The sequence below is a fragment of the Aeromicrobium senzhongii genome, from assembly GCF_014334735.1.
Classification (GTDB): Bacteria; Actinomycetota; Actinomycetes; order Propionibacteriales; family Nocardioidaceae; genus Aeromicrobium; species Aeromicrobium senzhongii.
In genome coordinates, this window is the sequence record NZ_CP060587.1 from 1,888,008 (window position 1) to 1,910,723 (window position 22,716).

At 70.3% G+C, this 22,716-nt stretch carries 20 protein-coding genes; 2 read left to right on the plus strand and 18 right to left on the minus strand.

Annotated elements, in window-relative coordinates; translation table 11 throughout:
- Window position 1: 1 nt before the first annotated feature.
- The 14 genes from H9L21_RS09360 to hppD form a co-directional block, all read right to left on the minus strand.
- Entirely contained in the window at window positions 2–1,075 is a 1,074-nt protein-coding gene (locus H9L21_RS09360) for an ABC transporter ATP-binding protein (RefSeq protein WP_154594751.1), read from the minus strand.
- A gap of 76 nt (window positions 1,076–1,151) precedes the next feature.
- Entirely contained in the window at window positions 1,152–2,156 is a 1,005-nt protein-coding gene (locus H9L21_RS09365; protein ID WP_154594750.1) for a LacI family DNA-binding transcriptional regulator, read from the minus strand.
- The gene (locus H9L21_RS09370) at window positions 2,153–3,511 is read right to left on the minus strand and encodes a GH1 family beta-glucosidase (protein WP_154594749.1); all 1,359 of its coding nucleotides are present in this window, start codon (window positions 3,509–3,511) and stop codon (window positions 2,153–2,155) included. The genes H9L21_RS09365 and H9L21_RS09370 overlap by 4 nt, the downstream gene beginning before the upstream one ends.
- Complete coding sequence (locus H9L21_RS09375; protein ID WP_154594748.1) at window positions 3,508–4,446, minus strand: carbohydrate ABC transporter permease; 939 nt, start codon at window positions 4,444–4,446, stop codon at window positions 3,508–3,510. The genes H9L21_RS09370 and H9L21_RS09375 overlap by 4 nt, the downstream gene beginning before the upstream one ends.
- 1 nt (window position 4,447) lies before the next feature.
- The gene (locus H9L21_RS09380) at window positions 4,448–5,350 is read right to left on the minus strand and encodes a carbohydrate ABC transporter permease (RefSeq protein ID WP_154594747.1); all 903 of its coding nucleotides are present in this window, start codon (window positions 5,348–5,350) and stop codon (window positions 4,448–4,450) included.
- Window positions 5,351–5,444: 94 nt separating this feature from the next.
- On the minus strand, window positions 5,445–6,731 hold the full coding sequence (locus tag H9L21_RS09385; RefSeq protein ID WP_187411407.1) for an extracellular solute-binding protein: 1,287 nt from the start codon (window positions 6,729–6,731) through the stop codon (window positions 5,445–5,447).
- 168 nt (window positions 6,732–6,899) lie between these two features.
- Window positions 6,900–9,119 (minus strand): polyribonucleotide nucleotidyltransferase, encoded by a 2,220-nt coding sequence (locus H9L21_RS09390; protein ID WP_154594746.1) that lies wholly within the window; start codon window positions 9,117–9,119, stop codon window positions 6,900–6,902.
- Window positions 9,120–9,365: 246 nt separating this feature from the next.
- The gene (gene rpsO / locus H9L21_RS09395; protein ID WP_187411971.1) at window positions 9,366–9,629 is read right to left on the minus strand and encodes a 30S ribosomal protein S15; all 264 of its coding nucleotides are present in this window, start codon (window positions 9,627–9,629) and stop codon (window positions 9,366–9,368) included.
- A 158-nt stretch (window positions 9,630–9,787) separates the two neighbouring features.
- Complete coding sequence (locus H9L21_RS09400) at window positions 9,788–10,720, minus strand: bifunctional riboflavin kinase/FAD synthetase (protein ID WP_187411408.1); 933 nt, start codon at window positions 10,718–10,720, stop codon at window positions 9,788–9,790.
- Between the two features lie 33 nt (window positions 10,721–10,753).
- Window positions 10,754–11,638: a phenylalanine 4-monooxygenase gene (locus H9L21_RS09405; RefSeq protein ID WP_154594745.1), complete on the minus strand. Its 885-nt coding sequence runs from the start codon at window positions 11,636–11,638 to the stop codon at window positions 10,754–10,756.
- A gap of 20 nt (window positions 11,639–11,658) precedes the next feature.
- The gene (gene fahA, locus H9L21_RS09410) at window positions 11,659–12,807 is read right to left on the minus strand and encodes a fumarylacetoacetase (RefSeq protein WP_154594744.1); all 1,149 of its coding nucleotides are present in this window, start codon (window positions 12,805–12,807) and stop codon (window positions 11,659–11,661) included.
- On the minus strand, window positions 12,804–13,505 hold the full coding sequence (locus H9L21_RS09415; RefSeq protein WP_154594743.1) for a hypothetical protein: 702 nt from the start codon (window positions 13,503–13,505) through the stop codon (window positions 12,804–12,806). The genes fahA and H9L21_RS09415 overlap by 4 nt, the downstream gene beginning before the upstream one ends.
- On the minus strand, window positions 13,502–14,680 hold the full coding sequence (locus tag H9L21_RS09420) for a homogentisate 1,2-dioxygenase (RefSeq protein ID WP_154594742.1): 1,179 nt from the start codon (window positions 14,678–14,680) through the stop codon (window positions 13,502–13,504). Before H9L21_RS09420 ends, H9L21_RS09415 begins: the two co-directional genes overlap by 4 nt.
- A 17-nt stretch (window positions 14,681–14,697) precedes the next feature.
- Window positions 14,698–15,894, minus strand: coding sequence for a 4-hydroxyphenylpyruvate dioxygenase (hppD, locus tag H9L21_RS09425; RefSeq protein ID WP_154594741.1), 1,197 nt, complete (start codon window positions 15,892–15,894; stop codon window positions 14,698–14,700).
- A gap of 118 nt (window positions 15,895–16,012) precedes the next feature.
- On the opposite strand from hppD, the gene H9L21_RS09430 reads away from it, so the two are divergent.
- Complete coding sequence (locus H9L21_RS09430) at window positions 16,013–16,504, plus strand: Lrp/AsnC family transcriptional regulator (RefSeq protein WP_154594740.1); 492 nt, start codon at window positions 16,013–16,015, stop codon at window positions 16,502–16,504.
- A gap of 42 nt (window positions 16,505–16,546) precedes the next feature.
- Window positions 16,547–17,140: a response regulator transcription factor gene (locus H9L21_RS09435; RefSeq protein ID WP_154594739.1), complete on the plus strand. Its 594-nt coding sequence runs from the start codon at window positions 16,547–16,549 to the stop codon at window positions 17,138–17,140.
- A 1-nt stretch (window position 17,141) separates the two neighbouring features.
- Here the strand turns inward: H9L21_RS09435 and H9L21_RS09440 are convergent, their stop codons facing one another.
- From H9L21_RS09440 to infB, 4 genes are read right to left on the minus strand one after another with little or no spacing between them, the layout of a single operon-like run.
- Window positions 17,142–18,383 carry a phospholipase D-like domain-containing protein gene (locus H9L21_RS09440; RefSeq protein WP_154594738.1) on the minus strand — a complete coding sequence of 414 codons (1,242 nt, stop codon included), beginning with the start codon at window positions 18,381–18,383 and terminating at the stop codon, window positions 17,142–17,144.
- 20 nt (window positions 18,384–18,403) lie between these two features.
- The gene (gene truB, locus H9L21_RS09445) at window positions 18,404–19,294 is read right to left on the minus strand and encodes a tRNA pseudouridine(55) synthase TruB (RefSeq protein ID WP_222865754.1); all 891 of its coding nucleotides are present in this window, start codon (window positions 19,292–19,294) and stop codon (window positions 18,404–18,406) included.
- Window positions 19,284–19,724 carry a 30S ribosome-binding factor RbfA gene (gene rbfA, locus H9L21_RS09450; protein ID WP_154594737.1) on the minus strand — a complete coding sequence of 147 codons (441 nt, stop codon included), beginning with the start codon at window positions 19,722–19,724 and terminating at the stop codon, window positions 19,284–19,286. The genes truB and rbfA overlap by 11 nt, the downstream gene beginning before the upstream one ends.
- A 1-nt stretch (window position 19,725) precedes the next feature.
- The gene (gene infB / locus H9L21_RS09455) at window positions 19,726–22,581 is read right to left on the minus strand and encodes a translation initiation factor IF-2 (RefSeq protein ID WP_187411409.1); all 2,856 of its coding nucleotides are present in this window, start codon (window positions 22,579–22,581) and stop codon (window positions 19,726–19,728) included.
- Window positions 22,582–22,716 lie beyond the last annotated feature (135 nt).

Genomic DNA, 22,716 nt, shown 5'->3' on the forward strand with positions numbered 1-22,716 from the left:
GCTATCGAGCCAGTCGCTCGCCGCTGACGGGGTCGAAGTGGTGGACCGCCTCGGGGTCGATCACTTCCAGGTGCGTGGACGTGCCCTTGACCGGGGGCCGGCGCCAGTCGGCACGCGACACGACCGGAGTCGCCACGCCGTCGGCCCGTCCGTAGAGGTACGCGTCCGAGCCCAGCTCCTCGACGACGTCGACCACGATGGGCAGCCCCTCGTCCGACGGCGCCAGGTTCTCGGGACGCACGCCCACGACCACGGTGGAGCCGCTCGCCTCGATCAGCGCCGAGCGGGGCACGGGCAGCACGGTCGTGCCGAAGGCGACACCGCCGTCGATCACCGGCAGCTCGAGCAGGTTCATCGCGGGCGATCCCATGAAGCCGGCGACGAAGAGGTTCACCGGCCGGTCGTAGAGCTCGCGCGGCGCGGCGACCTGTTGCAGGACGCCGTCCTTGAGCACCGCGACGCGGTCGCCCATGGTCATGGCCTCGACCTGGTCGTGCGTGACGTAGACCGTCGTGGTCCCCAGCCGCCGCTGCAGCGCCGCGACCTGGGTGCGGGTCTGGACACGCAGCTTGGCGTCGAGGTTCGACAGTGGCTCGTCCATGCAGAACACCCGCGGCGACCGGACGATGGCCCGGCCCATCGCGACGCGCTGGCGCTGGCCGCCCGACAGCGCCTTCGGCTTGCGGCCGAGGAACTCCGTCAGGCCCAGCAGGTCGGCGGCCTCGGCCACCCGACGATTGATGTCGCCCTTGGACACCTTCGCGATCCGCAGGGCGAACCCCATGTTCTCGGCGACGGTCATGTGCGGGTAGAGCGCGTAGTTCTGGAAGACCATCGCGATGTCGCGATCCTTCGGCGGCATCCGCGTGACGTCGCGCTCGCCGATGTGGATGCTTCCGTCGTCGACGTCCTCCAGCCCGGCCAGCATCCGCAGCGTCGTGGACTTCCCGCATCCCGACGGCCCGACGAGGACGAGGAACTCCCCGTCCTCGACCTCGAGATCGATGTGATCGACCGCCGGTCGCTCCTGGCCGGGGTAGACCCGGGTCGCTCCCTCGAACACCACAGCACTCATGCCGCCACCTCCGTGAAGAAGAAACCGTACGCCGGCGGCGGCACGAGGTGTGCCGTTGTCGCTCGCTGTCGCTCACTCATGACGACTCTCCCATTCGCAGTTCGGTGGACAAGATGACCGAGGTCGGCTCGGCGTCGGGGTCCTCGATCCGGCGCGCGAGCACGTCGACGAGCGTCGCGCCCAGTTCGGCCAGTGGCTGGTGGACCGTGGTCAGCGCGGGTGTCGACGCCGCCGCGGCCGCCGATCCGTCGAAGCCGACCAGGGCGACGTCCTGCGGGACGTCGACACCGCGTCGCGTGAGCTCGCGCAGGGCGCCGAGGGCCATCACGTCGTTCGCGGCGAAGATCGCGTCCAGGTCGGGGCACCGGTCCAGCAGGACCGCGGCGCCCCGAGCACCGCTCGTCTCACTGAAGTCCCCCGCCTCGACCAGGTCGGCGTCGAACGGCAGGCCGGCGGCGTCGAGGGCCTCGCGGTAGCCCGCCAGGCGGTCGCGACCGGACGCCATGTCCTGCGGACCCGTGATGCAGGCGACCCGGCGGCGCCCGCGCTCGATGATGTGGTCGACGGCGCGTCGCGCGCCACCGAGGTTGTCGACGTCGACGAAGCACGCTCGCGGGTCGTTGGGGCGGCCGACGTAGACGACCGGCAGGTCCGGCCCCTGCGGCAGGCTGAGCGCGTCGTGCAGCGAGACGACCATGACGCCGTCGACGTGCTGCGGCGTCAGGAACTGGCCGAGCCGGGACAGGTGCGACTCGTCCGGGACCATCGACAGCACCAGGCGGCGCGACGTCTCGTCGACGGCCCGCGAGATGCCGCGGACCAGGCCGGCGAAGAAGGGCTCGGCGAAGACGCGCTCCTCGTCCTCGGCGATGACCAGGGCGACGGTGTCGGTGCGGCGGGTCTTGAGCGAGCGCGCCGCCTGGTTGGGCACGTAGCCCAGCTCACGCACCGCCTGCTCGACCGCCTCGCGGGTCCGCTGCGACACGTGGTCCGAGCCGTTGACGACCCGGGACGCCGTGCCGCGGCCGACTCCGGCGAGTCGGGCCACCTCCTCCAGCGTCGGCTGGCGAATGTCCGTCATGAGCTCCCCTTCGTGCTGCTCGATCGCGCCAGCTCGGCGAACCACAGTGCGCTGGCCTTGGGCGTGCGCACCAGTGTCTCGAAGTCGACGTGCACGATGCCGAAACGCTTGTCGTACCCCTCGGCCCACTCGAAGTTGTCGAGCAGGGACCAGGCGAAGTAGCCCCGCACGTCGACCCCGTCGTCCCGCGCGTCGGCCAGGGCCCGCAGGTGGCCGTCGATGAACTCGATGCGGTCCTGGTCGTCCACCGTGCCGTCCGGGGTGAGGACGTCGTCGAAGGCCGCCCCGTTCTCGGTGACGTAGATCGGGACCGGCGGGTAGTCGCGGTGGACCTGGTCCAGGACCTCGCGCAGTCCGCTCGGGTCGATGTCCCAGCCCGAGGCCGTCTTGGGCCAGTCGCGCGACACGAAGTCGACCTCGGAGGCACCGGGCCACGGGCTCGCCGCGACGACGTGGCGCGAGTAGTAGTTGACGCCGAGGAAGTCCAGGGGCGCCGTGATGGTCTCGAGGTCCTCGGCCATGATGACCTCGGTGCCACCGACACCGGCGATGTCGTCGAGGACGTCCTGCGGATAGCGCCCCAGCAGCAACGGGTCGAGGAACCAGCGGTTCATCAGGCCGTCGATGCGACGCGCCGCGTCGTCGTGGCGACCGGTCTCGTCGGCCGGTGAGACCGCATAGAGGTTCACGGTCACGCCGACCTGGGCCTCGGGCCGGCCGTCGCGCAGCCGGGGCACGGCCAGGCCGTGGGCGAGGTTGAGGTGGTGGGACGCCGCCAGCGCCGCCGCCGGCTCCGTGCGACCCGGTGCGTGGATTCCTGCGCCGTAGCCCAGGAACGCGGCGCACCACGGCTCGTTGAGCGTCGTCCAGTGACGGACGCGGTCGCCCAGCGCTTCAGCGACGATCTGCGCGTAGTCGGCGAACCGCTCGGCGGTGTCGCGCACCGGCCAGCCGCCCGCGTCCTCGAGCGCCTGCGGCAGGTCCCAGTGGAACAGCGTGGGCCACGGCTCGATCCCGGCCTCCAGCAGCCCGTCGACGAGCCGGTCGTAGAAGGCCAGGCCACGTGCCTCCACCTTCCCTCGCCCCTCCGGTTGGATCCGGGGCCACGCGATGGAGAACCGGTACGCGTCCAGGCCGAGATCCTTGACCAGTGCGACGTCCTCGGGCCAGCGGTGGTAGTGGTCGACCGCCACCTCGCCGTTCTCTCCGCGGCGGGTCATCCCGGGACGTGCCGCGAAGGTGTCCCAGATCGACGGGCCGCGTCCGTCCTGCGTCGTCGCTCCCTCGATCTGGTAGGCCGACGTGGCCACGCCCCACAGGAACCCCGGATCGAACCGCTCGTTGAGACCGTTCATGACTTGAGGCCACCTTCCATGATTCCGCCCACGATCTGGCGGCCGAACACGATGAACACCACGACGAGCGGCAGGGTGCCCATGAGCGTCCCGGCCATGACCAGCGCCTGGTCGGTGTAATAGCCGCCGGCCAGCCGCGAGAGCGCGACCTGCACCGTCGGATGGTTGAAGTCCAGGGCGATGTACGGCCACAGGAAGTCGTTCCAGCGCTCCATGAACGTCAGCAGTCCGAGCACCGCCGCCGCAGGTCTCAGCGCCGGGAACACGATCGACCAGAAGATCCGCAGCGTCGACGCCCCGTCCACCCGGGCAGCCTCGATCAGCTCGTCCGGGATGGCCTGCAGCGCGTACTGGCGCATGAAGAAGACACCGAAGCCGCTGACCAGGAACGGCAGCGTCACCGAGGCGAGGCCGCCGGCCAGTCCGATCTTCGTCATCAGCATGTACAGCGGGATCAGTCCCAGCTGGACCGGCACCATCATCGTCGCGACCACGATGATCAGCAGCACGTTGCTGCCGCGGAACTTCAGCTTGGCGAACGCGAAGCCGGCCAGGGCCGAGCTGACGACCACCGCGAGGGTGGCGGTCGACGCGACGATGAGTGAGTTCAACAGCGCCTTGCCGAACTGCACGTCGGGGTTCGCGAAGACGCGGTCGATGTTCGACGCGAGCCGATCGCCGGGCAACAACGGCGGCGGGATCCCCAGGATGTCGCTGTTGGCGCGCGAGGCCATCACCAGCATGAAGTACAGCGGCGCGGCCGCGAGCAGGACGACGAACGTCAGCGCGACGTACATCAGCGGGGAGGCTCCGGTGACCTTCGATCGCCGGTGGGCGCCGGTCCCCCGGTCCGACCCGCCGAGCTGGTCGACGGCACGCGGTACCGTGCCGGCGCGCCGGTCGGCTGCGCCACCGGTGTGGGTGCGAAGGCTCATGTCAGTCCGCCGATCGGATGCGCCGCAGCAGCAGCAGGTTGATGGCCGCCACGAGGGCGATGATGAGGAAGAGGACCCAGGCGATCGTCGAGGCGTACCCGAACCGCTGGCCGGTGAAGGCCTCCTGGACCAGGTACATCGCGACGGTCTGGAACTGTCCGCGGTTGCCGCCGGAGATCGCGTTCGCGCCGGGGTTGAAGAGCAACGGCTCGGTGAAGAGCTGGATGCCGCCGATCGTCGCGACGATCGTCACGAAGATCAACGTGGGGCGCAGCATGGGCACCGTGATGGACCAGAACTGCCGCCACGCCGAGGCGCCGTCGATCTTCGCCGCCTCGTAGAGCTCCTTGGGCACCGATTGCAGGGCCGCCAGCAGGATCAGCGCGTTGTAGCCGGTCCACCGCCAGTCGACCATCGTCGCGATCGCGAGCCAGGACGACCAGCGGTGGGCCCGCCAGTCGATGGCGTCGATGCCGATCTGCCCCAGCAGCCAGTTCGCGATGCCGTAGTCGCGGGCGAAGATCATCCCGAAGATGATGCCGACGGCCGCGACCGACGCGACGTTCGGCAGCAGGACGCCCATCCGCCAGAAGGTCCGCGACCGCAGGCGCGTGTTGAGCATCTGGGCCAGCACGGTGGCCAGCACCAGCTGCGGCACGGTGGCCAGGACGAAGATGCCGAAGGTGTTGACCAGGGCGCGCCAGAAGGAGCTGTCGACCATCAGCTCGCGGTAGTTCTCCAACCCGATGAACTCGACCTTGCCCGCGAGCAACGTCCACTCGTGCATCGAGACCCATGCGGTGTAGACGAGCGGGAACAGGCCGAACACCGCGAAGACGAGGAAGTACGGCGAGACGAACGCGAGGCCGGCGCCCTGTTGGCGAGCCAGTCGTGTGCGTGCCATGACGAGATCCTCTCCGATCTGGGGGGTCCGAACGTGGGCGGCCGGTGTCCGCGTCTTGGAGGAACGCGCGGACACCGGCCGCGTCAGGGGTGCGTCAGCGCCCGGCCTTCGTGGCGGCTGCGCTCGCATCGTCCCAGCCCTGCGCGGGCGGGACCTCACCGTTCTCGACACTGCGGAGCGCGTTCTCGACCGCGTCGCGGACGGGAACGTTCTTCGTGCCGAGGTAGACCGGCTCCAGTGCCGCTGCACCAGCGGCGAACAGCTGGCCGATCGGGGCCTCGTTGAAGTAGGGGTTCGTGGCCTCCTTCAACTCGGTCTTCTCGTACAGCGCGGGCAGGGACGGCAGGCGACCCTCGGCCTCGAAGGCGAGCATCTGGCCCTCCTCGTCGCTGAGGTAGTCGATCAGCTCGAGCGCCATCTCCTGGTGCTTGCTGGTCTGCGGCACGGCGAGCCACGAACCGCCCCAGTTGCCGCCGCCACCGGGCACCGTGGCGATGTCCCACTTGCCGGCATTGGCCTCACCGGACTGGTCCTTGATGTAACCGGTCATCCAGGCGGGGCAGGCGACCGTGGCGAAGGAGCCGTTCTTGAAGCCGGCGTTCCACTCGTCGCTGAAGGCCTTGAGCTGGGCCGACAGGTCGGCCTCGGTCATCTCGACCGAGTAGTCCCAAGCGGTCTTGATCGCGGGGTTCTCGTCGAAGACGAGCTTGTCGTCACGATCGAAGTAGGTGTGGTCCCCCTCCTGCATGAGGATGGAGTTGTAGGTGTTCGTCGACGAGTCGACGAACGCGACCTTCTGGTTCCCGATGCCCTTCTGGAACTTCTTGCCGGTGGCGATGTACGCGTCCCAGGTCGGCCACAGCTGGGCCACCTCGGCGCGGTCGGTCGGCAGTCCGGCCTTCTCGAACAGGTCGCGGCGGTAGCACATGGCCAGGCCGCCCACGTCCGTCCCGTAGCCGATCGTCGTCTTGCCGTCGGCGCTCGTGGCCTTGTCCCAGACCCACGGGAGCCAGCGGTCCTTGACGTCGTTGCCACCCTCGTCCTGGAGGTTGACGAACTTGTTCGCGGCGGCCAGGAAGGCCACGGTCTGGCCCTCCTCGATGGCGACCACGTCGCCGGCGTCGCCACCGGCGGCGATCTGCTGCGTCAGCTTCGTGTTGTACTTGCCGAGGTCGCCCTCGGCCGTCTCGACGATCTTGACGCCGGGGTGGTCTGCCTCGAACTTCTTGTACGCCTCGGTGTAGCCGAACTTGCCGAAGAGATTCACCCGCAGGGTGATGTCGTCCCCGTCGTCGCTCGACCCGCTACCGCCACAGGCGGCGAGGCCGCCCAGGGCGATCGCCGTGGCGAGCGTGGCGGCGAACTGTCGTGTGCGATTCACGTCATGCCTTCCGTCGGTCCCCCACCCGACATGGGAGCGCTCCCATGAGTGTGGCTCACGTCACATGCCACGTCAAGAGATTTTTGGGAGCGCTCCCAAATTGATGGTTCCGGGAACGACGCAGCCCCGCACCGAACCGGTGCGGGGCTGCGTCGTGGAGCGGGAGGATCAGGCCTCGGAGGGCTCCTCGGCCGTCTCGACGGCCGCGTCCTCGGTCGCCTCGACGACCGGGATCAGCGACAGCTTGCCGCGATCGCCGACCTCGGCGATCTGGACCTGGATCTTGTCACCGACCTTGACGACGTCGTCGACGTTGTTGACCCGCTGGCCGCCGTTGAGCTCGCGCAGCTTGCTGATGTGCAGCAGGCCGTCCTTGCCCGGCAGCAGCGAGATGAACGCGCCGAAGTCGACCGTCTTGACGACGGTGCCCAGGTAGCGCTCGCCGACCTCGGGCATCGTCGGGTTGGCGATCGCGTTGATGGCGGAGCGAGCCGCCTCGGCCGCGTCGCCACCCTCGGCGCCGATGTAGACGGTGCCGTCGTCGTCGATCGAGATCTTCGCGCCGGTGTCGTCCTGGATCTGGTTGATCATCTTGCCCTTCGGGCCGATGACCTCGCCGATCTTGTCGACCGGGATCTTCACCGTGATGATCCGCGGAGCGTAAGGGCTCATCTCGTCGGGCTCGCTGATGGCCTCGGCCATCACGTCCAGGATCGTCTGACGCGCGTCGTGCGCCTGCTGCAGGGCACCGGCCAGCACGTCGGCGGGGATGCCGTCGAGCTTGGTGTCCAGCTGCAGGGCGGTGACGAACTCACGCGTGCCGGCGACCTTGAAGTCCATGTCGCCGTAGGCGTCCTCGGCTCCGAGGATGTCGGTCAGCGTGACGAACTTCTGCTCGCCGTCGACCACACCGGAGATGAGGCCCATCGCGATGCCGGCGACCGGGGCGCGCAGCGGCACACCGGCGTTCAGCAGACCCAGGGTCGAGGCGCACACCGAGCCCATGGACGTCGAGCCGTTCGAGCTCAGCGCCTCGGAGACCTGGCGGATCGCGTACGGGAACTCCGCACGCGACGGCAGCACGGGCAGCAGGGCCCGGCCGGCCAGGGCGCCGTGACCGATCTCGCGACGCTTGGGCGAGCCCACGCGACCGGTCTCACCGGTGGAGAACGGCGGGAAGTTGTAGTTGTGCATGTACCGACGCGTGGTCTCGGGCGAGAGCGTGTCGAGCTTCTGCTCCAGGTCGAGCATGTTCAGCGTCGTGACACCCAGGATCTGGGTCTCGCCACGCTGGAACAGCGCCGAGCCGTGCACGCGAGGAATGATGCCGACCTCGGCGGACAGGGCGCGGATGTCGGCCAGGCCACGACCGTCGATGCGGACGTTGTCGCGCAGGACGCGCTCGCGCACGAGCTCCTTGGTCAGCGAGCGCAGCGCGGCGCCGAGCTCCTTCTCGCGGCCCTCGAAGCGCTCACCGAGCTGGTCGATGACGTTGGCCTTGATCTCGGACTCGCGCTCCTCGCGGTCGGCCTTGCGGACGATCGTGAGCGCACCGGCCAGGTCGGCCGACGCGATCTCGCGGACGGCCTCGTAGACGTCGTCCTCGTAGTCGAGGAAGACCGGGAAGTCCTGGACGGGCTTGGCGGCCGTCGCGGCCAGCTCGGCCTGGGCATCGCACAGCTGGCGGATGAAGCCCTTGGCGGCCTCGAGGCCACCGGCGACGATCTCCTCGGTGGGCGCCTGGACGCCGCTCTGGACGAGCTCCCACGTGTTCTCGGTGGACTCGGCCTCGACCATCATGATGGCGACGTCGTCGCCCGCGACACGGCCCGCGACGACCATGTCGAACACGGCCTCCTCGAGCTGGCTGTGCGTCGGGAAGGCGACCCACTGGCCGTCGATGAGCGCGACGCGCGTGGCGCCGATCGGGCCGCTGAAGGGCAGGCCCGAGATCTGCGTGGACGCCGAGGCGGCGTTGATCGCCAGCACGTCGTACGGGGTGTCGGGGTTGAGCGACAGGACCGTGATGACGACCTGGACCTCGTTGCGCAGGCCCTTCTTGAAGGTCGGGCGCAGCGGGCGGTCGATCAGGCGGCAGGTGAGGATCGCGTCCTCGCTGGGACGGCCCTCACGACGGAAGAACGACCCCGGGATGCGACCCGCGGCGTACATGCGCTCCTCGACGTCGACCGTCAGCGGGAAGAAGTCGAAGTGGTCCTTGGGGTGCTTGCCGGCCGTGGTGGCCGAGAGCAGCATGGTGTCGTCGTCGAGGTAGGCGGCGACGGCGCCGGCGGCCTGCTGGGCCAGCAGGCCGGTCTCGAAACGCACCGTGCGGGTGCCGAAACGGCCGTTGTCGAGGACGGTCTCTACGGTGGTGATGTCGGACATGGAAGTCCCTTCTGCAGGGTTTCGCCCTGCGGTTTCGGGACGAGGCGGCTGCGCCGGCGCGGTCCGCATTCGGACCCGGGCCGGGCCGGTCTTCGATCGAGGCCCGCGGCCGCCCATGGGGGCTCCGAGGGCCACTACCGAGGACCGAGCAATCGCCGACCTCGTCGTGGGTGATTCTTGTTCAGTTGTGATGGTGTCGCATTGAGGAACGGGCGGCCACCCCCGAGGGGATGACCGCCCGTCGCATCAGCGGCGCAGGCCCAGTCGCTCGATGAGCGAGCGGTAGCGCTCGATGTCGTTGTTCTGCAGGTAGTTCAGCAGGCGGCGACGCTGGCCGACCAGGAGCAGCAGGCCACGACGGCTGTGGTGGTCGTGCTTGTGCTCCTTCAGGTGCTCGGTCAGGTGAGCGATGCGGCCCGTCAGCAGCGCGATCTGGACCTCCGGGGAACCGGTGTCGCCCTCGCCCGTGGCGTACTGCTCGATGATTTCCTGCTTCGAAAGGTTTGCCACCGTGGGGGCAGCGGTCTTCTTCGACACGTTTCTCCTTGGGATGTCCGTTGCACGGCGCGCCCGGGCCTGTTCACCGGGGCACTCTGGGTCCGTGGCCGTTCTACGGCAACTCTCAGGGTATCAGCGCCGCGGTGAACGTTCCTAATCGCCACGCAGGCTCAGAGGTGCAGCACGGACCGCGCGTCCGCGACGTCGCGGTGCATCTGCTCGACGAGCGCATCGAGCGACTCGTAGGCCACCATCTCGCGCAGCCGGGCGACGAACTCGACGCGGACCGACTGCCCGTAGAGGTCGAGGTCGTCACGGTCCAGGACGTACGACTCGACCCGTCGGCCGGTGACTCCGTCGAAGGTCGGATTGGTGCCGATCGACGTGGCGGCCGGCAGCCGCGTGTCGTCGGGAAGGACGAGCCACGCGGCGTACACGCCGTCCGGCGGCACGGCGTAGGAGTCGTCCACCGGGACGTTCGCGGTCGGGAAGCCGAGCTCGCGTCCCCGCCGGTCCCCCGTGACGACGGTCCCCTCCACCTCGTGCGGCCGGCCCAGGATCTCGGCGGCCCGCCCCATGTCGCCGGAGGCGACCGCATCGCGGGCGCGGGTCGACGAGAAGGCCACACCGTCGCCGGCCAGCGCGGCCTCCGCGGCGGTGAACCCGTGTCGGCGGCCGGACTCCTGCAGCGTCTCGATCGACCCGGAGGCGCGGCTGCCGTACCGGAAGCCCTCCCCCACCACGACCGCGCGCGCATGGCACTGGTCCAGGACGACCGCGCCCACGAACTCGTCCGGCGACCACGAGGCCATCTCGGCGGTGAAGTCCAGGACGCGCACGTGGTCGGCGCCGTGCTGGTGCAACAGCTCGATGCGGCGCTCGAGGGTGGTCAGGCGCTTCGGCGCGCGCTCGGGGGCGAAGATCGCGACCGGGTGCGGATCGAAGGTGATCGCGACGGTCTGCGCGTCGCCCGCGGCCGCGCGCGTGGCCGCGAGGAGCGACTGGTGTCCGAGGTGCACACCGTCGAAGTTGCCGATCGTGACGGCGCTCGGTCCGGGCACAGCCGTGGCGGGAGCACCCTCGACCGCCTTCCAGATCACCACGGCGACACTGTGCCACACCCGTCGCCGGCGGCTTCAGGCAGCGAGCCTCATCGCCTCGATCGAGTCGTCGGTGCAGGTGTCCCAGAAGCCTCCGACGACGTCCTGGAGCTGGCCGAAGGACCCGGCCGCGAACAGCACCTCCTGGTAGTGCGTGATGTCGTAGTCGGTCGTCCCCATCTCGACCAGGTCGAGCGGCCGGATGGTCATCTGGCGGAACTCCTCGATCTCGCCGGGGCTGGACAAGATGCCGGCGCCGTACGCCTTGAGCCCGTCGGGCTCGTGGACCACACCGAACTCGAGGGTGAACCAGAAGACCTTGCTGACGAACTGCAGCGCCTCGTCGGACTCGACGCGTCGCACCGCCGCCCCGGCCGCCTCGTACAGCTGGGTGAACCGGGTGTCGGCCAGGGTGTTGCCGTGGCCGACCACCTCGTGGAGGACGTCGGGCTCGGGCGTGTAGAGCGGAACCGAGTGGTGCCGGACGTACTGCGTCGCCCAGAACCGGTGGTCCGCCAGGGCGCCGTAGAACTCACGCAGCGGCACCAGGCCCGCGGCGGGCTGGTAGGCGAACCCGGTCAACGGCGCCAGAGCCGCCGAGAGCTCGGCCAGCTGGGGGACGTGGTCCTCGGGCAGCCCGAACGCCTCCTTGCCGTCGAGGTACTCCCGGCACGCGTAGTGCCGGTGCTTGTCGCGCAGGTCCTCGCAGACCACCCGCCACACCTCGTGCTCGGCGTCGGTGTAGTCGATGAGCGGCGGCGGGTCCCCCGAGGTCCACCGGGCCGCGGCCGTGGCGATCCGGTCGCGGCGCTCGCGGTACGTGGGGTCCTCCAATCCCGGGTGCCCCGCACTCAGCTCGACCGAGACGCTGCCGTCGCCCTTCTTCGTGAGGGGCGCGAAGTACTGGCCTTCCTCGAACATGTCACTCCTTCCCGCGGTCCTCAGACCACGCGTCCTTCGACCTCGCCCAGGGGCAGCAACCGGCCGTCGTGCGTCCTGGCCGCGGCGGAGATGGTCACGGTGTCGCCGTCCTGCAGGAACCCCCGGGTGCTCCCGTCGTCCAACGTCACCGGCTCGGTGCCGTTCCAGGTCAGCTCCAGCAAGGAGCCTCGTTGTCCGGGCTCCGGACCGCTGACGGTGCCCGACGCGAAGAGGTCGCCCGGGCGCAGGGACGCCCCGTTCACCGTCAGGTGCGCGAGCATCTGAGCCGGCGTCCACGACATCGTGGCGAACGGCGGCCGCGACACCACCGTGCCGTTGACCGCGACCGTCAGCTCCAGGTCGAGACCCTGGCCCGGTGGGCTCAGATAGTCCTGCAGCTCGACGTGCGGGGGCGGTGGATCGGTCCGTGCGTCGGTGAGCGCGGCCCACGGCACGACCCACGGCGAGACCGACGTCGCGAAGGACTTGCCCAGGAACGGACCGAGCGGCACGTACTCCCACGCCTGGATGTCGCGTGCCGACCAGTCGTTGACGACGCAGATCCCGAAGACGTGCTGCTCGAACTCCCCGACGCCGACCTGTTGCCCGAGGTCCGAGCCGGCCCCGACCACGAAGCCGATCTCGGCCTCGACGTCGAGCCTGGCACTCGGGCCGAAGCCGATGGTGCCGTCGGCCGAGCGCAGTTGCCCGGAGGGTCGTCGCACGGGCGTGCCCGAGACCACGACCGTCCCCGCCCGGCCGTGGTAGCCGATCGGCAGGTGGTCCCAGTTCGGCGTGAGCGGCTCCCCGTCAGGACGGAAGATCCGGCCGACGTTCGTCGCGTGGTGCCGCGACGCGTAGAAGTCGACGTAGTCCGCGACGGCGAACGGCAGGTGCAGCCGCACCTCGCCGACCGGCCGGGTGGGCGACGCCTCGAGGGCGGCCTCCTGCAGCGCCGCCCGCACGCGAGCCCACACCTGCGGGCCCGCGGCGAGGAAGCGATCGAGCGTTCCGGCGGCGAACACGGGCGCCTGGTCCGGGACCAGCGTCTGCGCCAGGGTGGTCAGGTCGAGGACGCGGTCACCGAGGCCCACACCCACTCGCGGTCCGTCGAGATCCGCGGCGGTGAAGCTGCAGTACGGCAGCGTCGCCAGGTCGAAGCCGGTCATGCGATCAGCCCCAGTCCCCGCAGGCCTGCGAGCGGCTCGTCGAGGTCGCACGTGCCGATCGACCGGAACAGCCGTCTCGAGTCGGACAGTGTCGTCAGGTCGAGGTCGGCGGAGGCCGCCGTCAGGACCGGCTCCGGATCGTCGCCGCGCATCGCCGCGACGACCGCCGCCATCACGTTGACGAAGCCGTGGGCGCCGTCGTGGGCGACGGCCGCGTGCAACCCCGCCGTCAGCTTGAACGGCTGGTCGTGGGCGACGCAGTGCGCGATCGCCGCGGCCAGCTCGGCGGCCGTCGGCACGTACGCTCCCCCGCAGCGGAGCTTGAGCACCGCGCCCGCGGGGACCTCGAAGCCCGATCCCCACGGCATCTCGACCGCGGGCGTCCGCACGGCCACGTCCGGCAGCGCCGCGACCGGCCCGAGCACCTCGATGGCCACCGGCTCGACCGGCGTGCCGCCCGTGGCCGCGAGAGCCGGGCCCACCTCGTGGACGGCACCCACGAGGGACAGCCGCACGGGCGCCGTGGCCGCCGCGAGCAACGCGGGCAGACGGGCCGTGTCGCACACGAGCGGCCCGAGCAGGACGCCGACCGGGCCCTCGCTCCGGGCCCGGTGCTGCTTGACGGCCACGTCCACCGGGGCGTTCCCCGGCGGGAAGATCGCGGCGTCGTCGAAGAACCCGTCGAACGTCGCCGTCATGAGCGGCCCCACGAGAGGTGGTAGACGCCGTCGTCGGCCGCGCGGCCGCCCTCACCCAGCTCGAGCGGGCGGAACGTGTCGACCATGACCGCGAGCTCGTCGAAGGACTCCGCGCCCAGGCTCGCCTCGATCGACGACGGCTGGGGCCCGTGGGAGTGGCCCCCCGGGTGCACCGAGACCGAGCCCTTGGCGATGCCGGAGCCCTTGCGCGCCTCGTAGTCGCCGTCGACGTAGAACATGATCTCGTCGGAGTCGACGTTCGAGTGGTAGTACGGCACGGGGATCGCGCGCGGGTGGTAGTCCACCTTGCGCGGCACGAAGTTGCAGACGACGAAGTTGTTCGCCTCGAACACCTGGTGCACCGGCGGCGGCTGGTGGACCCGCCCGGTGATCGGCTCGAAGTCGACCACGTTGAACGCGTACGGGTAGAGGCAGCCGTCCCAGCCCACGACGTCGAACGGATGCCGCGGGACCACGTGGACCGTCCCCGACAGGCCGCCGGGGCCGGAGCCTCGGTGCTTCACGAAGACCTCGACGTCCGTCCCCTCGCGGACCTCCGGCTCGCCGGGCCCACGCAGGTCGCGCTCGCAGTACGGGGCGTGCTCCAACAGTTGCCCGAACCTCGACAGGTACCGCTTGGGAGGGCCGATGTGGCTGTTCGCCTCGATGCAGTACGCCCGCACCGGACCGTCCGGGACCCACCGGTGCGTCGTCGCACGCGGGACGATCAGGTAGTCCCCCGACCCGAACGGCAGGTGCCCGAAGACGGTCTCGAGCGTGCCGCGCCCCGACTCGATGAAGACGCACTCGTCGCCCGTGGCGTTGCGGTACAGCGGGGACGTCTGCTCCCCGACCACGTACGAGAGCCTCACGTCGGCGTTGCCCAGCACGAGGCGCCGGCCCCGGACCAGATCTCGCTCGGCATCGCTGAACAGGTCGTGCAGGCGCAGGTGGCGCGGCAGCAACGGCTCGTTGGGAGCCGTGGCCTGGTCGGGCAGGTCCCACGTCCGGGCCTCGACGATCGCTGACGGCACGCCCACGTGGTAGAGCAGGGACGAGTCCGAGCTGAAGCCCTCCTCCCCCATCAGCTCCTCGCGGTACAGCGACCCGTCGGCCGCCCGGTGCTGGGTGTGACGCTTGGGCGGAACGAGCCCCGCGCTGCGGTAGTGGGCCATGTCAGGGCCTCCCGGGCCTAGAAGTTGCCACGCCGCGCCTGCTCGCGCTCGATCGCCTCGAACAAGGCCTGGAAGTTGCCCTTGCCGAAGCCCAGCGAGCCGTGGCGCTCGATCAGCTCGAAGAACACCGTCGGCCGGTCGCCGATCGGCTTGGTGAAGATCTGCAGCAGGTAGCCGTCCTCGTCCCGGTCGACCAGGATCCCGCGACGCTGCAGTTCCTCGATGGGCACGCGCACCTCGCCGATCCGCTCCCGCAGCGCCGGGTCCGTGTAGTACGAGTCGGGCGTGGCGAGGAACTCGATCCCCGCGTCGCGCAGCCGGTCGACGGTCTGCACGATGTCGGGCGTCGCCAGGGCCAGGTGCTGCACGCCGGGACCGCGGTAGAACTCCAGGTACTCGTCGATCTGGGACTTCTTCTTGGCGATCGCGGGCTCGTTCAGCGGGAACTTCACCCGGTGGTTGCCGCTGGCGACCACCTTGCTCATCAGGGCGCTGTACTCGGTGGCGATGTCGTCGCCCACGAACTCGGCCATGTTGGTGAAGCCCATGACACGGCGGTAGAAGTCGACCCACTCGTCCATCCGGCCCAGCTCGACGTTGCCCACCACGTGGTCGAGCGCCTGGAAGATGGGAGGCGCTCCCGGGTCGCGCCGCAGGGTCGACGACCGTGCCACGAAGCCCGGCAGGTAAGGGCCGGAGTACCGGCTGCGGTCGACCAGCGAGTGTCGCGTGTCGCCGTACGCGGCGATCGCCGCCATCCGCACGGTGCCGTGCTCGTCGGTGACGTCGTGCGGCTCCTGCAGGATCGTCGCGCCCTGCTCGCGGGCGTGGCGCACGCACACGTCCACGTCGGGGACCTCGAGCGCGACGTCGACGACCCCGTCGCCGTGGAGGCGGTGGTGATCCATCACAGGGCTGTCGGGCGCGACGCCACCGCGGAGCACGAAACGGACGGCGCCACTCGCGACGACGTACGCGTGATGGTCGCGGTTGCCGGTCTCGGGGCCGGAGTAGGCCACGAGGTCCATGCCGTAGGCGGACATGAAGAAGTGGGCCGACTGGGTGGCGTTGCCGACGTCCCACACCAGCGCGTCCCAGCCGGTGACCGGGAACGGGTCCGTCGTGGCATCGTGCTCGACCAGGCCGACGAGCTGGCGCAGCTGATCGAGGTCGAGGTGGGCGAGCCGCTCGGCGTCCGTGAGATCGAGAGTCATGTGACTCAGGACACACCTGAGGTCGGCGCTGGGCAACCTCCACCCCCGGAACTGTCCACGCTAGACATTCAGCGCACAACAACCGGGTCGGAACTGTCCAGATTGCTAGGCTCGATCCATGGTGGACCGTTTGGATGTCGCGCTCATCGAGGCCATGCACGACCACCCCCGGGTCGGTGACCTGGAGTTGTCACGACTCCTGGGCGTCGCCCGAGCGACGGTCCAGTCGCGCCTGCGCAAGCTGGAGGAGTCGGGCGTGATCACCGGGTACGCCCCCGACATCGACCTCGCGGCCGCCGGCCACCCGGTGCAGGCGTTCGTGACGCTGCAGATCGTCCAGGGCTCCATCGACGCCGTCACCGAGGAGCTCATGTCGCTGCCGAGCGTCCTCGAGGCCTTCATCACCAGCGGTGAGGCGGACATCGTCTGCAAGATCGCCGCGACGTCCCACGAGGACCTCAAGGACACGCTGCTGCACATCAGCGGATCCGGGTCCGTGGCCCGCACCAGCAGCGTGATCGTGCTGTCCGAGCTCGTCCCCCCTCGGGTCCTTCCCGTGCTGCGCCGGGGAGCGTCCGATCCTCCGCCGCGCGCGCCCGCTTTCCGCTGAGGCCCCTTCAGCTGCGACCAGCCAGGGTGGACCATCGAAGGTATGCGGCAGATCGTGGTGGTGGCGCAGGGCGCACGTGCGTCCTCGATCGCCGACGCGCTGCGCGCCGCTGGATTCGAGGTCCACGTGACCTCGGGGGGCAGTGGGCTCGCCGACGCGCGCCACGACGAGGCCGACCTCGTCGTGCTCGATCCGGACAGTGCGGGGACGCACGGGGTCGCCATGGTCGAGCGTCAGGGCGAGGAACGACCGGCGCTCCCGGTCGTCGTCCTGGCTGCCGGGACCGACGACCACGAGGTGGTCTCCCGCGTCCGGGAGCACCTCCGGCGCACGGACCCGTCCCCGGGCGGCGGCGAAGACCTGTCCACCGGCGCACTGCGGCTCGACGCCCGGGCCCGGCGCGCCTGGGTGGGCGAACGCGAGGTCGCGCTCTCACCGCGGGAGTTCGCCCTGGCCAAGACCCTGCTGCGCCATCGCGGGCAGGTCCTCACGCGCGAGCAACTGCTCGAGCACGTCTGGGGACACGAGAACGGACTGCGCTCGAACGTCGTCGACGTGTACGTCGGCTACCTGCGCAGGAAGCTCGGCAGCGACGCGGTCGTCACGGTGCGCGGCATCGGCTACCGCGCGGGCTGACTCAGACCAGCGGACGCCACGGGCGCAGCAGCCGCTCGTACAGCCGCGCGATGGTGGGACGCGACCGCCACGTGGCGACGTCGAGCACCTCGGCCTTCTGGGCGTCGCGCTCGAAGATGCGGCTCATGCCCCGGGCCAGCTTCTCGTCGAGGATCTCGAGGTTGATCTCGTAGTTGCCGGTCAGGCTCAGCCGGTCGATGTTGGCCGTGCCGATGGTCGACCACTCGCCGTCGATCGTCATGGTCTTGGCGTGCACCATGTGGTCGCGGTAGCGCAGGATCTCGATCCCGGCCTCCAGCATCGGACCGAAGTAGCTGCGGGCGATGAAATCGGCCACGACATGGTTCGACACCTTCGGCACCAGGATCCGCACGTGCACGCCGCGCCGGCTGGCGTCGATCAGCGCCTGCAGGATGTCCTGGTCGGGGATGAAGTACGCCTGCGTGATCTCGATGGTCGACACGGCACGGTCGATGGCCTCGAGGTACATCCCGCGGATCGGGAAGATCAGCTGGCGCGGGACGTTGCGGTGGGCCCGCACGTGCGGATCCCACGTGGCCTCGGTCAGGGCCCGGATCTTCGTGCGGAACAGGCTGTCGTTCCAGAAGTCGATGACCGCGTTCTCGAGGTCCCACACCGCCGGACCCGTGAGGGCCACGTGGGTGTCGCGCCACTCGTTCGCGTAGAGGCTGCCGATGTTGTACCCACCCACGAACCCGATGGCGTCGTCGACGACGAGGATCTTGCGGTGGTCACGGCCCCACGAGCGCGGGCTGAACACGTTCAGGCGCCGCGGCAGGATCGGGTAGCGCATCATCTTGATCCCGTGACCGAACCGGAAGAAGCGCGGCGGCACGACGAGGTTCGCGAACCCGTCGTAGATCACGCACACCTCGACGCCGCGGTCGGCCGCGTCGCGCAACGCCTGGCGGAACCGGCGGCCCATCGCGTCGGCCTTGATGATGTAGGACTCCAGCAGGATGCGGCGACGGGCCCCGGCGATCGCCGCGAGCATGTCGTCGTACAGCACCTCGCCCGAGACGTAGACCTGCACCTCGTTGCCGCCGCCGATCGGGAAGTGCTCGGCGGGGACGCGCGGCAGCGGAGGCGTGCCCTTGGCACGCAGGCGCTTGCGGATCGAGGTCGTCGCCATCAGCGAGACGATGGCGCCCACCTGGACCAGCAGGCCGCCGAGGAGGACACGTCGGACCCACCCGCGAGAAGACGAAGATCCGAACGGCATGGCGTTCAGCCTAGGCCGTCTCAGACGAAGACTGCGACCGGGCGCGCCCCGGCGCCCGCGGACTCGTACAACGCCAGGAAGGAGCCGTCGGGCGCGAACATCGCGACCGGGGCGCCGGGCGGCAGCTGCAGGTCCGGAAGGGCCCGGCCGAACCGGACGGCCTGGGCCTGCTGCTCGGAGAGCTCGGCCCCCGGGAAGGAGGCGCGAGCGGCGTCGTCGAGGCCGACGATCTCGAAGGACTGCGCCAGCTCGTCGAGCGTGCGGGCGCGGTCGAGGCCGAAGCGGCCCACGCGAGTGCGCCGCAGGCTGGTGAGGTGTCCCCCGACGCCCAGCGAGGCGCCGAGATCGCGTGCCAGCGCACGCACGTACGTGCCGCTGGAGCACTCGACCCGGACCTGGGCGTACGCCCTCGTTCCGGGCGTGAAGTCGAGCAGCTCGAAGGTCGAGACCTCGACCGCGCGGGCGGCCAGCTCGACCTGCTCGCCCGAACGGACCCGGGCGTAGGAGCGCTTGCCGTCGACCTTGATCGCCGACACCGCGGACGGCACCTGCTCGATCTTGCCGGTCAGCGGGAGCATCGCCTCGCGCACCGCCTCCGCGCCGAGGGACGAGGCGTCGGCGGTGCCGGTCTCGTCCCCCTGCGCGTCGTCGGTGACGGTCGTGGCGCCCAGGGCGATCGTCGCGAGGTACTCCTTGTCGGAGCCCGCGACATAGCCCAGCAGCCGCGTCGCACGGTTGACCCCGACCACCAGGACTCCGGTGGCCATCGGGTCGAGCGTGCCGGCGTGGCCGACCTTGCGCGTGCCGGCCAGCCGGCGGATGCGCGCGACGACGTCGTGCGAGGTCCAGTCAGCGGGCTTGTCGACGACGACGAGCCCGCTGGCCGGACCACCCGGTGACTCAGTCGTCACCGGGCTCCTCGTCGTCCTCGCGCACCTTGTACGGATCCGGCTCGCCGGCGTACGCCGCGCCCTGGGCCCGCTCGGCGACGCGGGCGTCGGACTCGCGGGCCTTGGCCAGCAGCTCCTCGATCTCGCGCGCCGTCTCGGGCACCGAGTCCAGGAAGAACTCGAGCGACGGCGTGTGCCGCACCCCGAGCTGACTGCCGACCTCCTTGCGGATCAGGCCGGTGGCGCTGATCAGCGCCGCCGCCGTGTCCGCCCGAGCGCGCTCGTCGCCCATGACCGTGTAGAAGATCGAGGCGTGCTGACCGTCACCGGTCAGCCGCACATCGGTGATGGTGACGAAGCCGAGCCGCGGGTCCTTGACCCGCCGCTCGAGCATCGTCGCCACGATCTCCTTGATGCGGTCGGAGAGCTTGGCCTGACGTGGACCTGCCATGTCAGTCGCGCTTCTTCTCGACCAGCTCGAAGGCCTCGATCACGTCGCCGACCTTGATGTCGGAGTACGAGACCACGACACCGCACTCGAAGCCCTCGCGGACCTCGGACGCGTCGTCCTTCTCACGGCGCAGGGACAGGACGTCGAGGTTGTCGGCCACGACCGAGCCGTCGCGCACGATGCGAACCTTCGCATTGCGGCGGATGGACCCGCTGGTGACCATGCAGCCCGCGATGTTGCCGCCCTTGACCTTCGACGACTTGAAGATGTCGCGGATCTCGGCGGTACCGAGCTGCTGCTCCTCGTAGATCGGCTTGAGCATGCCCTTGAGGGCCGCCTCGATCTCGTCGATGGCCTGGTAGATGACCGAGTAGTACTTGATCTCGACACCCTCGCGGTCGGCCAGCTCCGTCGCCTTGCCCTGCGGGCGGACGTTGTAGCCGACGATGACCGCGTTGGACGCAGCCGCCAGGTTGACGTCGGTCTCGGTGATCGCGCCGACACCGCGGTCGATGACCCGCAGTGCGACCTCGTCGCCGATCTCGATGTTGGCCAGCGAGTCCTCGAGCGCCTCGACCGAGCCGGCGCCGTCACCCTTGAGGATGAGCAGCAGCTCGTCGGTCTCGCCCTTCTCCAGCGAGGACATGAAGTCCTCGAGGGTCCGGCGACCCGAACGCTTGGCCAGCAGCGCGTTGCGCTCACGGGCCTCACGCTTCTCGGCGATCTGACGGGCCAGGCGGTCGTCCTCGACCACCATGAAGTTGTCACCTGCGCCGGGCACGGCCGTCAGGCCGAGCACGAGCGCCGGACGCGACGGGGTCGCCTCCTCGATGTTGGCACCGAACTCGTCGAGCATGGCGCGCACACGACCGAAGGCCGGTCCGGCCACGAGCGAGTCGCCGACCCGCAGCGTGCCGCGCTGGACCAGCACGGTGGCGACGGGGCCACGACCGCGGTCGAGGTGAGCCTCGATCGCGAGACCCTCGGCCCGCTGGTTCGGGTTGGCACGCAGGTCCAGCTCGGCGTCCGCCGTCAGCACGATGGCCTCCAGCAGCGCGTCGAGACCGATCTCGGACTTGGCCGAGACGTCGATGAACATCGTGTCTCCGCCGTACTCCTCGGGCACGAGACCGTACTCGGTCAGCTGGCCGCGGACCTTGGTCGGATCGGCGCCTTCCTTGTCGATCTTGTTGACCGCGACGACGACCGGGACACCGGCGGCCTTGGCGTGGTTGAGCGCCTCGACCGTCTGCGGCATGACGCCGTCGTCGGCCGCGACCACGAGGATCGCGATGTCGGTCGCCTGGGCACCACGGGCTCGCATGGCGGTGAACGCCTCGTGACCCGGGGTGTCGATGAAGGTGATCGCGCGCTCGTTGCCGTCGACCTCGGTGGTGACCTGGTAGGCACCGATCGACTGCGTGATGCCGCCGGCCTCCTTGGCCGCGACGTTCGCCTGACGCAGGGCGTCGAGCAGCTTCGTCTTGCCGTGGTCGACGTGACCCATGACGGTGACGACCGGCGGGCGCGCCGTCAGATCGGAGTCGTCGCCGACGTCCTCGCCGAACTCCAGCGAGAAGGACTCGAGCAGCTCGCGGTCCTCGTCCTCGGGCGAGACGACCTGGACGTCGTAGTTCAGCTCCTCACCGAGCAGCTGCAGCGTCTCGTCGTTGACCGACTGGGTCGCGGTGACCATCTCGCCGAGGTGGAACAGCACCTGGACGAGCGATGCCGCGTCGACGCCGATCTTGTCGGCGAAGTCGGTCAGCGAGGCGCCACGTGCGAGGCGCACTGCCTCGCCGTCGCCCTTGCGGACGCGCACGCCGCCGATCGACGGCGCCTGCATCTGGTCGAATTCCTGACGCTTCGCGCGCTTGCTCTTGCGACCACGACGCACGGGGCCACCGGCGCGGCCGAAGGCACCCTGGGTGCCGCCGCGCTGGTTGCGACCGGGTCCACCGGGACGACCGCCGCCCGCGGGGGGACCACTGAAGCCGCCGGGACGAGCGCCGCCACCGGCACCGCCGCCGGGACGGCCTGCGCCGCCACCGCCACCGGGACGACCACCGGGACCACCGGCGCGACCGCCGGGGCCGGGACGGCCACCGGGACGTGCCGGGGTGACCGACGACTGCTTGGGCATCATGGCCGGGTTCGGGCGGGGCATGCCCGGACGTGCCGGAGCGGCGCCGGCGCCACCCTCACGTGCGGCAGGCGGCCGCGGGGCGCGGTCCTGCTGCATGCCCTGCTTGGACGAGAACGGGTTGTTGCCCGGACGCGCCGCAGGGGTGCGAGGACCAGGACGGGGGCCGCCGGTGGGCAGGCCGCCGGCCTGACCCGGACGCGGCGTGGAAGCCGGACCCGGACGCGGGCCCGGGGTACGGGTCGGAGCGGGGCCGGGACGGGCACTCGTGGACTCGGCAGCCGGGGCCGGAGCCTCAGGAGCCGGAACCTCGGCCGCAGGAGCCTCCGGGGCCGGAGCCTCGGGAGCTGCGGGCGCGGGTGCCTTGGGACCGGGGGTGGGAGCCGGGCCGGGCTTCGGCGCGGCGGGAGCCGACGGGGTGGCCGGCGGTGCGGCGACCTCGGCGGCGGCGGACTCGGCGGGAGCCGGCGCGGGGGCCTTCTCCTTCGCCTGGGGGGCCTCGGCCGGCTGGGCGGCGGGGGCCTTCTTGGGGGACTTCTTGGCGCCCTGCTCGCGCAGGCGGTCGCCGTGCTCCTCCTTGAGGCGGCGCACGACAGGCGCCTCGACGGTCGAGGACGCGGACTTCACGTACTCGCCCATCTCCTTGAGGGTGGACAGGACGACCTTGCTCTCAACACCTAGCTCGCGGGCGAGCTCGTGGACTCTTACAGCCACTCTTCTCCTTCAGGGATCCGGCCCCGAAGGAGGCACGGATCAGTAGTTGACGTACAGGCTCATTGGGAAGTACTCATCGAGTGCTCATGAGCGTGTGCTCCGATTTCCGTTTCGAGTGGCACCGGTCGGTACCAC

Bases quoted from the DNA above. Each gene is read 5' to 3' on its own strand.
- H9L21_RS09360 (WP_154594751.1), bottom strand. From the start codon at position 1,075: ATGAGTGCTGTGGTGTTCGAGGGAGCGACCCGGGTCTACCCCGGCCAG.
- H9L21_RS09420 (WP_154594742.1), bottom strand. From the start codon at position 14,680: ATGGCCCACTACCGCAGCGCGGGGCTCGTTCCGCCCAAGCGTCACACC.
- H9L21_RS09390 (WP_154594746.1), bottom strand. From the start codon at position 9,119: ATGTCCGACATCACCACCGTAGAGACCGTCCTCGACAACGGCCGTTTC.
- H9L21_RS09370 (WP_154594749.1), bottom strand. From the start codon at position 3,511: ATGAACGGTCTCAACGAGCGGTTCGATCCGGGGTTCCTGTGGGGCGTG.
- H9L21_RS09375 (WP_154594748.1), bottom strand. From the start codon at position 4,446: ATGAGCCTTCGCACCCACACCGGTGGCGCAGCCGACCGGCGCGCCGGC.
- H9L21_RS09440 (WP_154594738.1), bottom strand. From the start codon at position 18,383: ATGCCGTTCGGATCTTCGTCTTCTCGCGGGTGGGTCCGACGTGTCCTC.
- H9L21_RS09380 (WP_154594747.1), bottom strand. From the start codon at position 5,350: ATGGCACGCACACGACTGGCTCGCCAACAGGGCGCCGGCCTCGCGTTC.
- H9L21_RS09365 (WP_154594750.1), bottom strand. From the start codon at position 2,156: ATGACGGACATTCGCCAGCCGACGCTGGAGGAGGTGGCCCGACTCGCC.
- H9L21_RS09415 (WP_154594743.1), bottom strand. From the start codon at position 13,505: ATGACGGCGACGTTCGACGGGTTCTTCGACGACGCCGCGATCTTCCCG.
- H9L21_RS09405 (WP_154594745.1), bottom strand. From the start codon at position 11,638: ATGTTCGAGGAAGGCCAGTACTTCGCGCCCCTCACGAAGAAGGGCGAC.
- H9L21_RS09435 (WP_154594739.1), top strand. From the start codon at position 16,547: ATGCGGCAGATCGTGGTGGTGGCGCAGGGCGCACGTGCGTCCTCGATC.
- hppD (WP_154594741.1), bottom strand. From the start codon at position 15,894: ATGACTCTCGATCTCACGGACGCCGAGCGGCTCGCCCACCTCGACCTC.
- fahA (WP_154594744.1), bottom strand. From the start codon at position 12,807: ATGACCGGCTTCGACCTGGCGACGCTGCCGTACTGCAGCTTCACCGCC.
- rbfA (WP_154594737.1), bottom strand. From the start codon at position 19,724: ATGGCAGGTCCACGTCAGGCCAAGCTCTCCGACCGCATCAAGGAGATC.
- H9L21_RS09430 (WP_154594740.1), top strand. From the start codon at position 16,013: ATGGTGGACCGTTTGGATGTCGCGCTCATCGAGGCCATGCACGACCAC.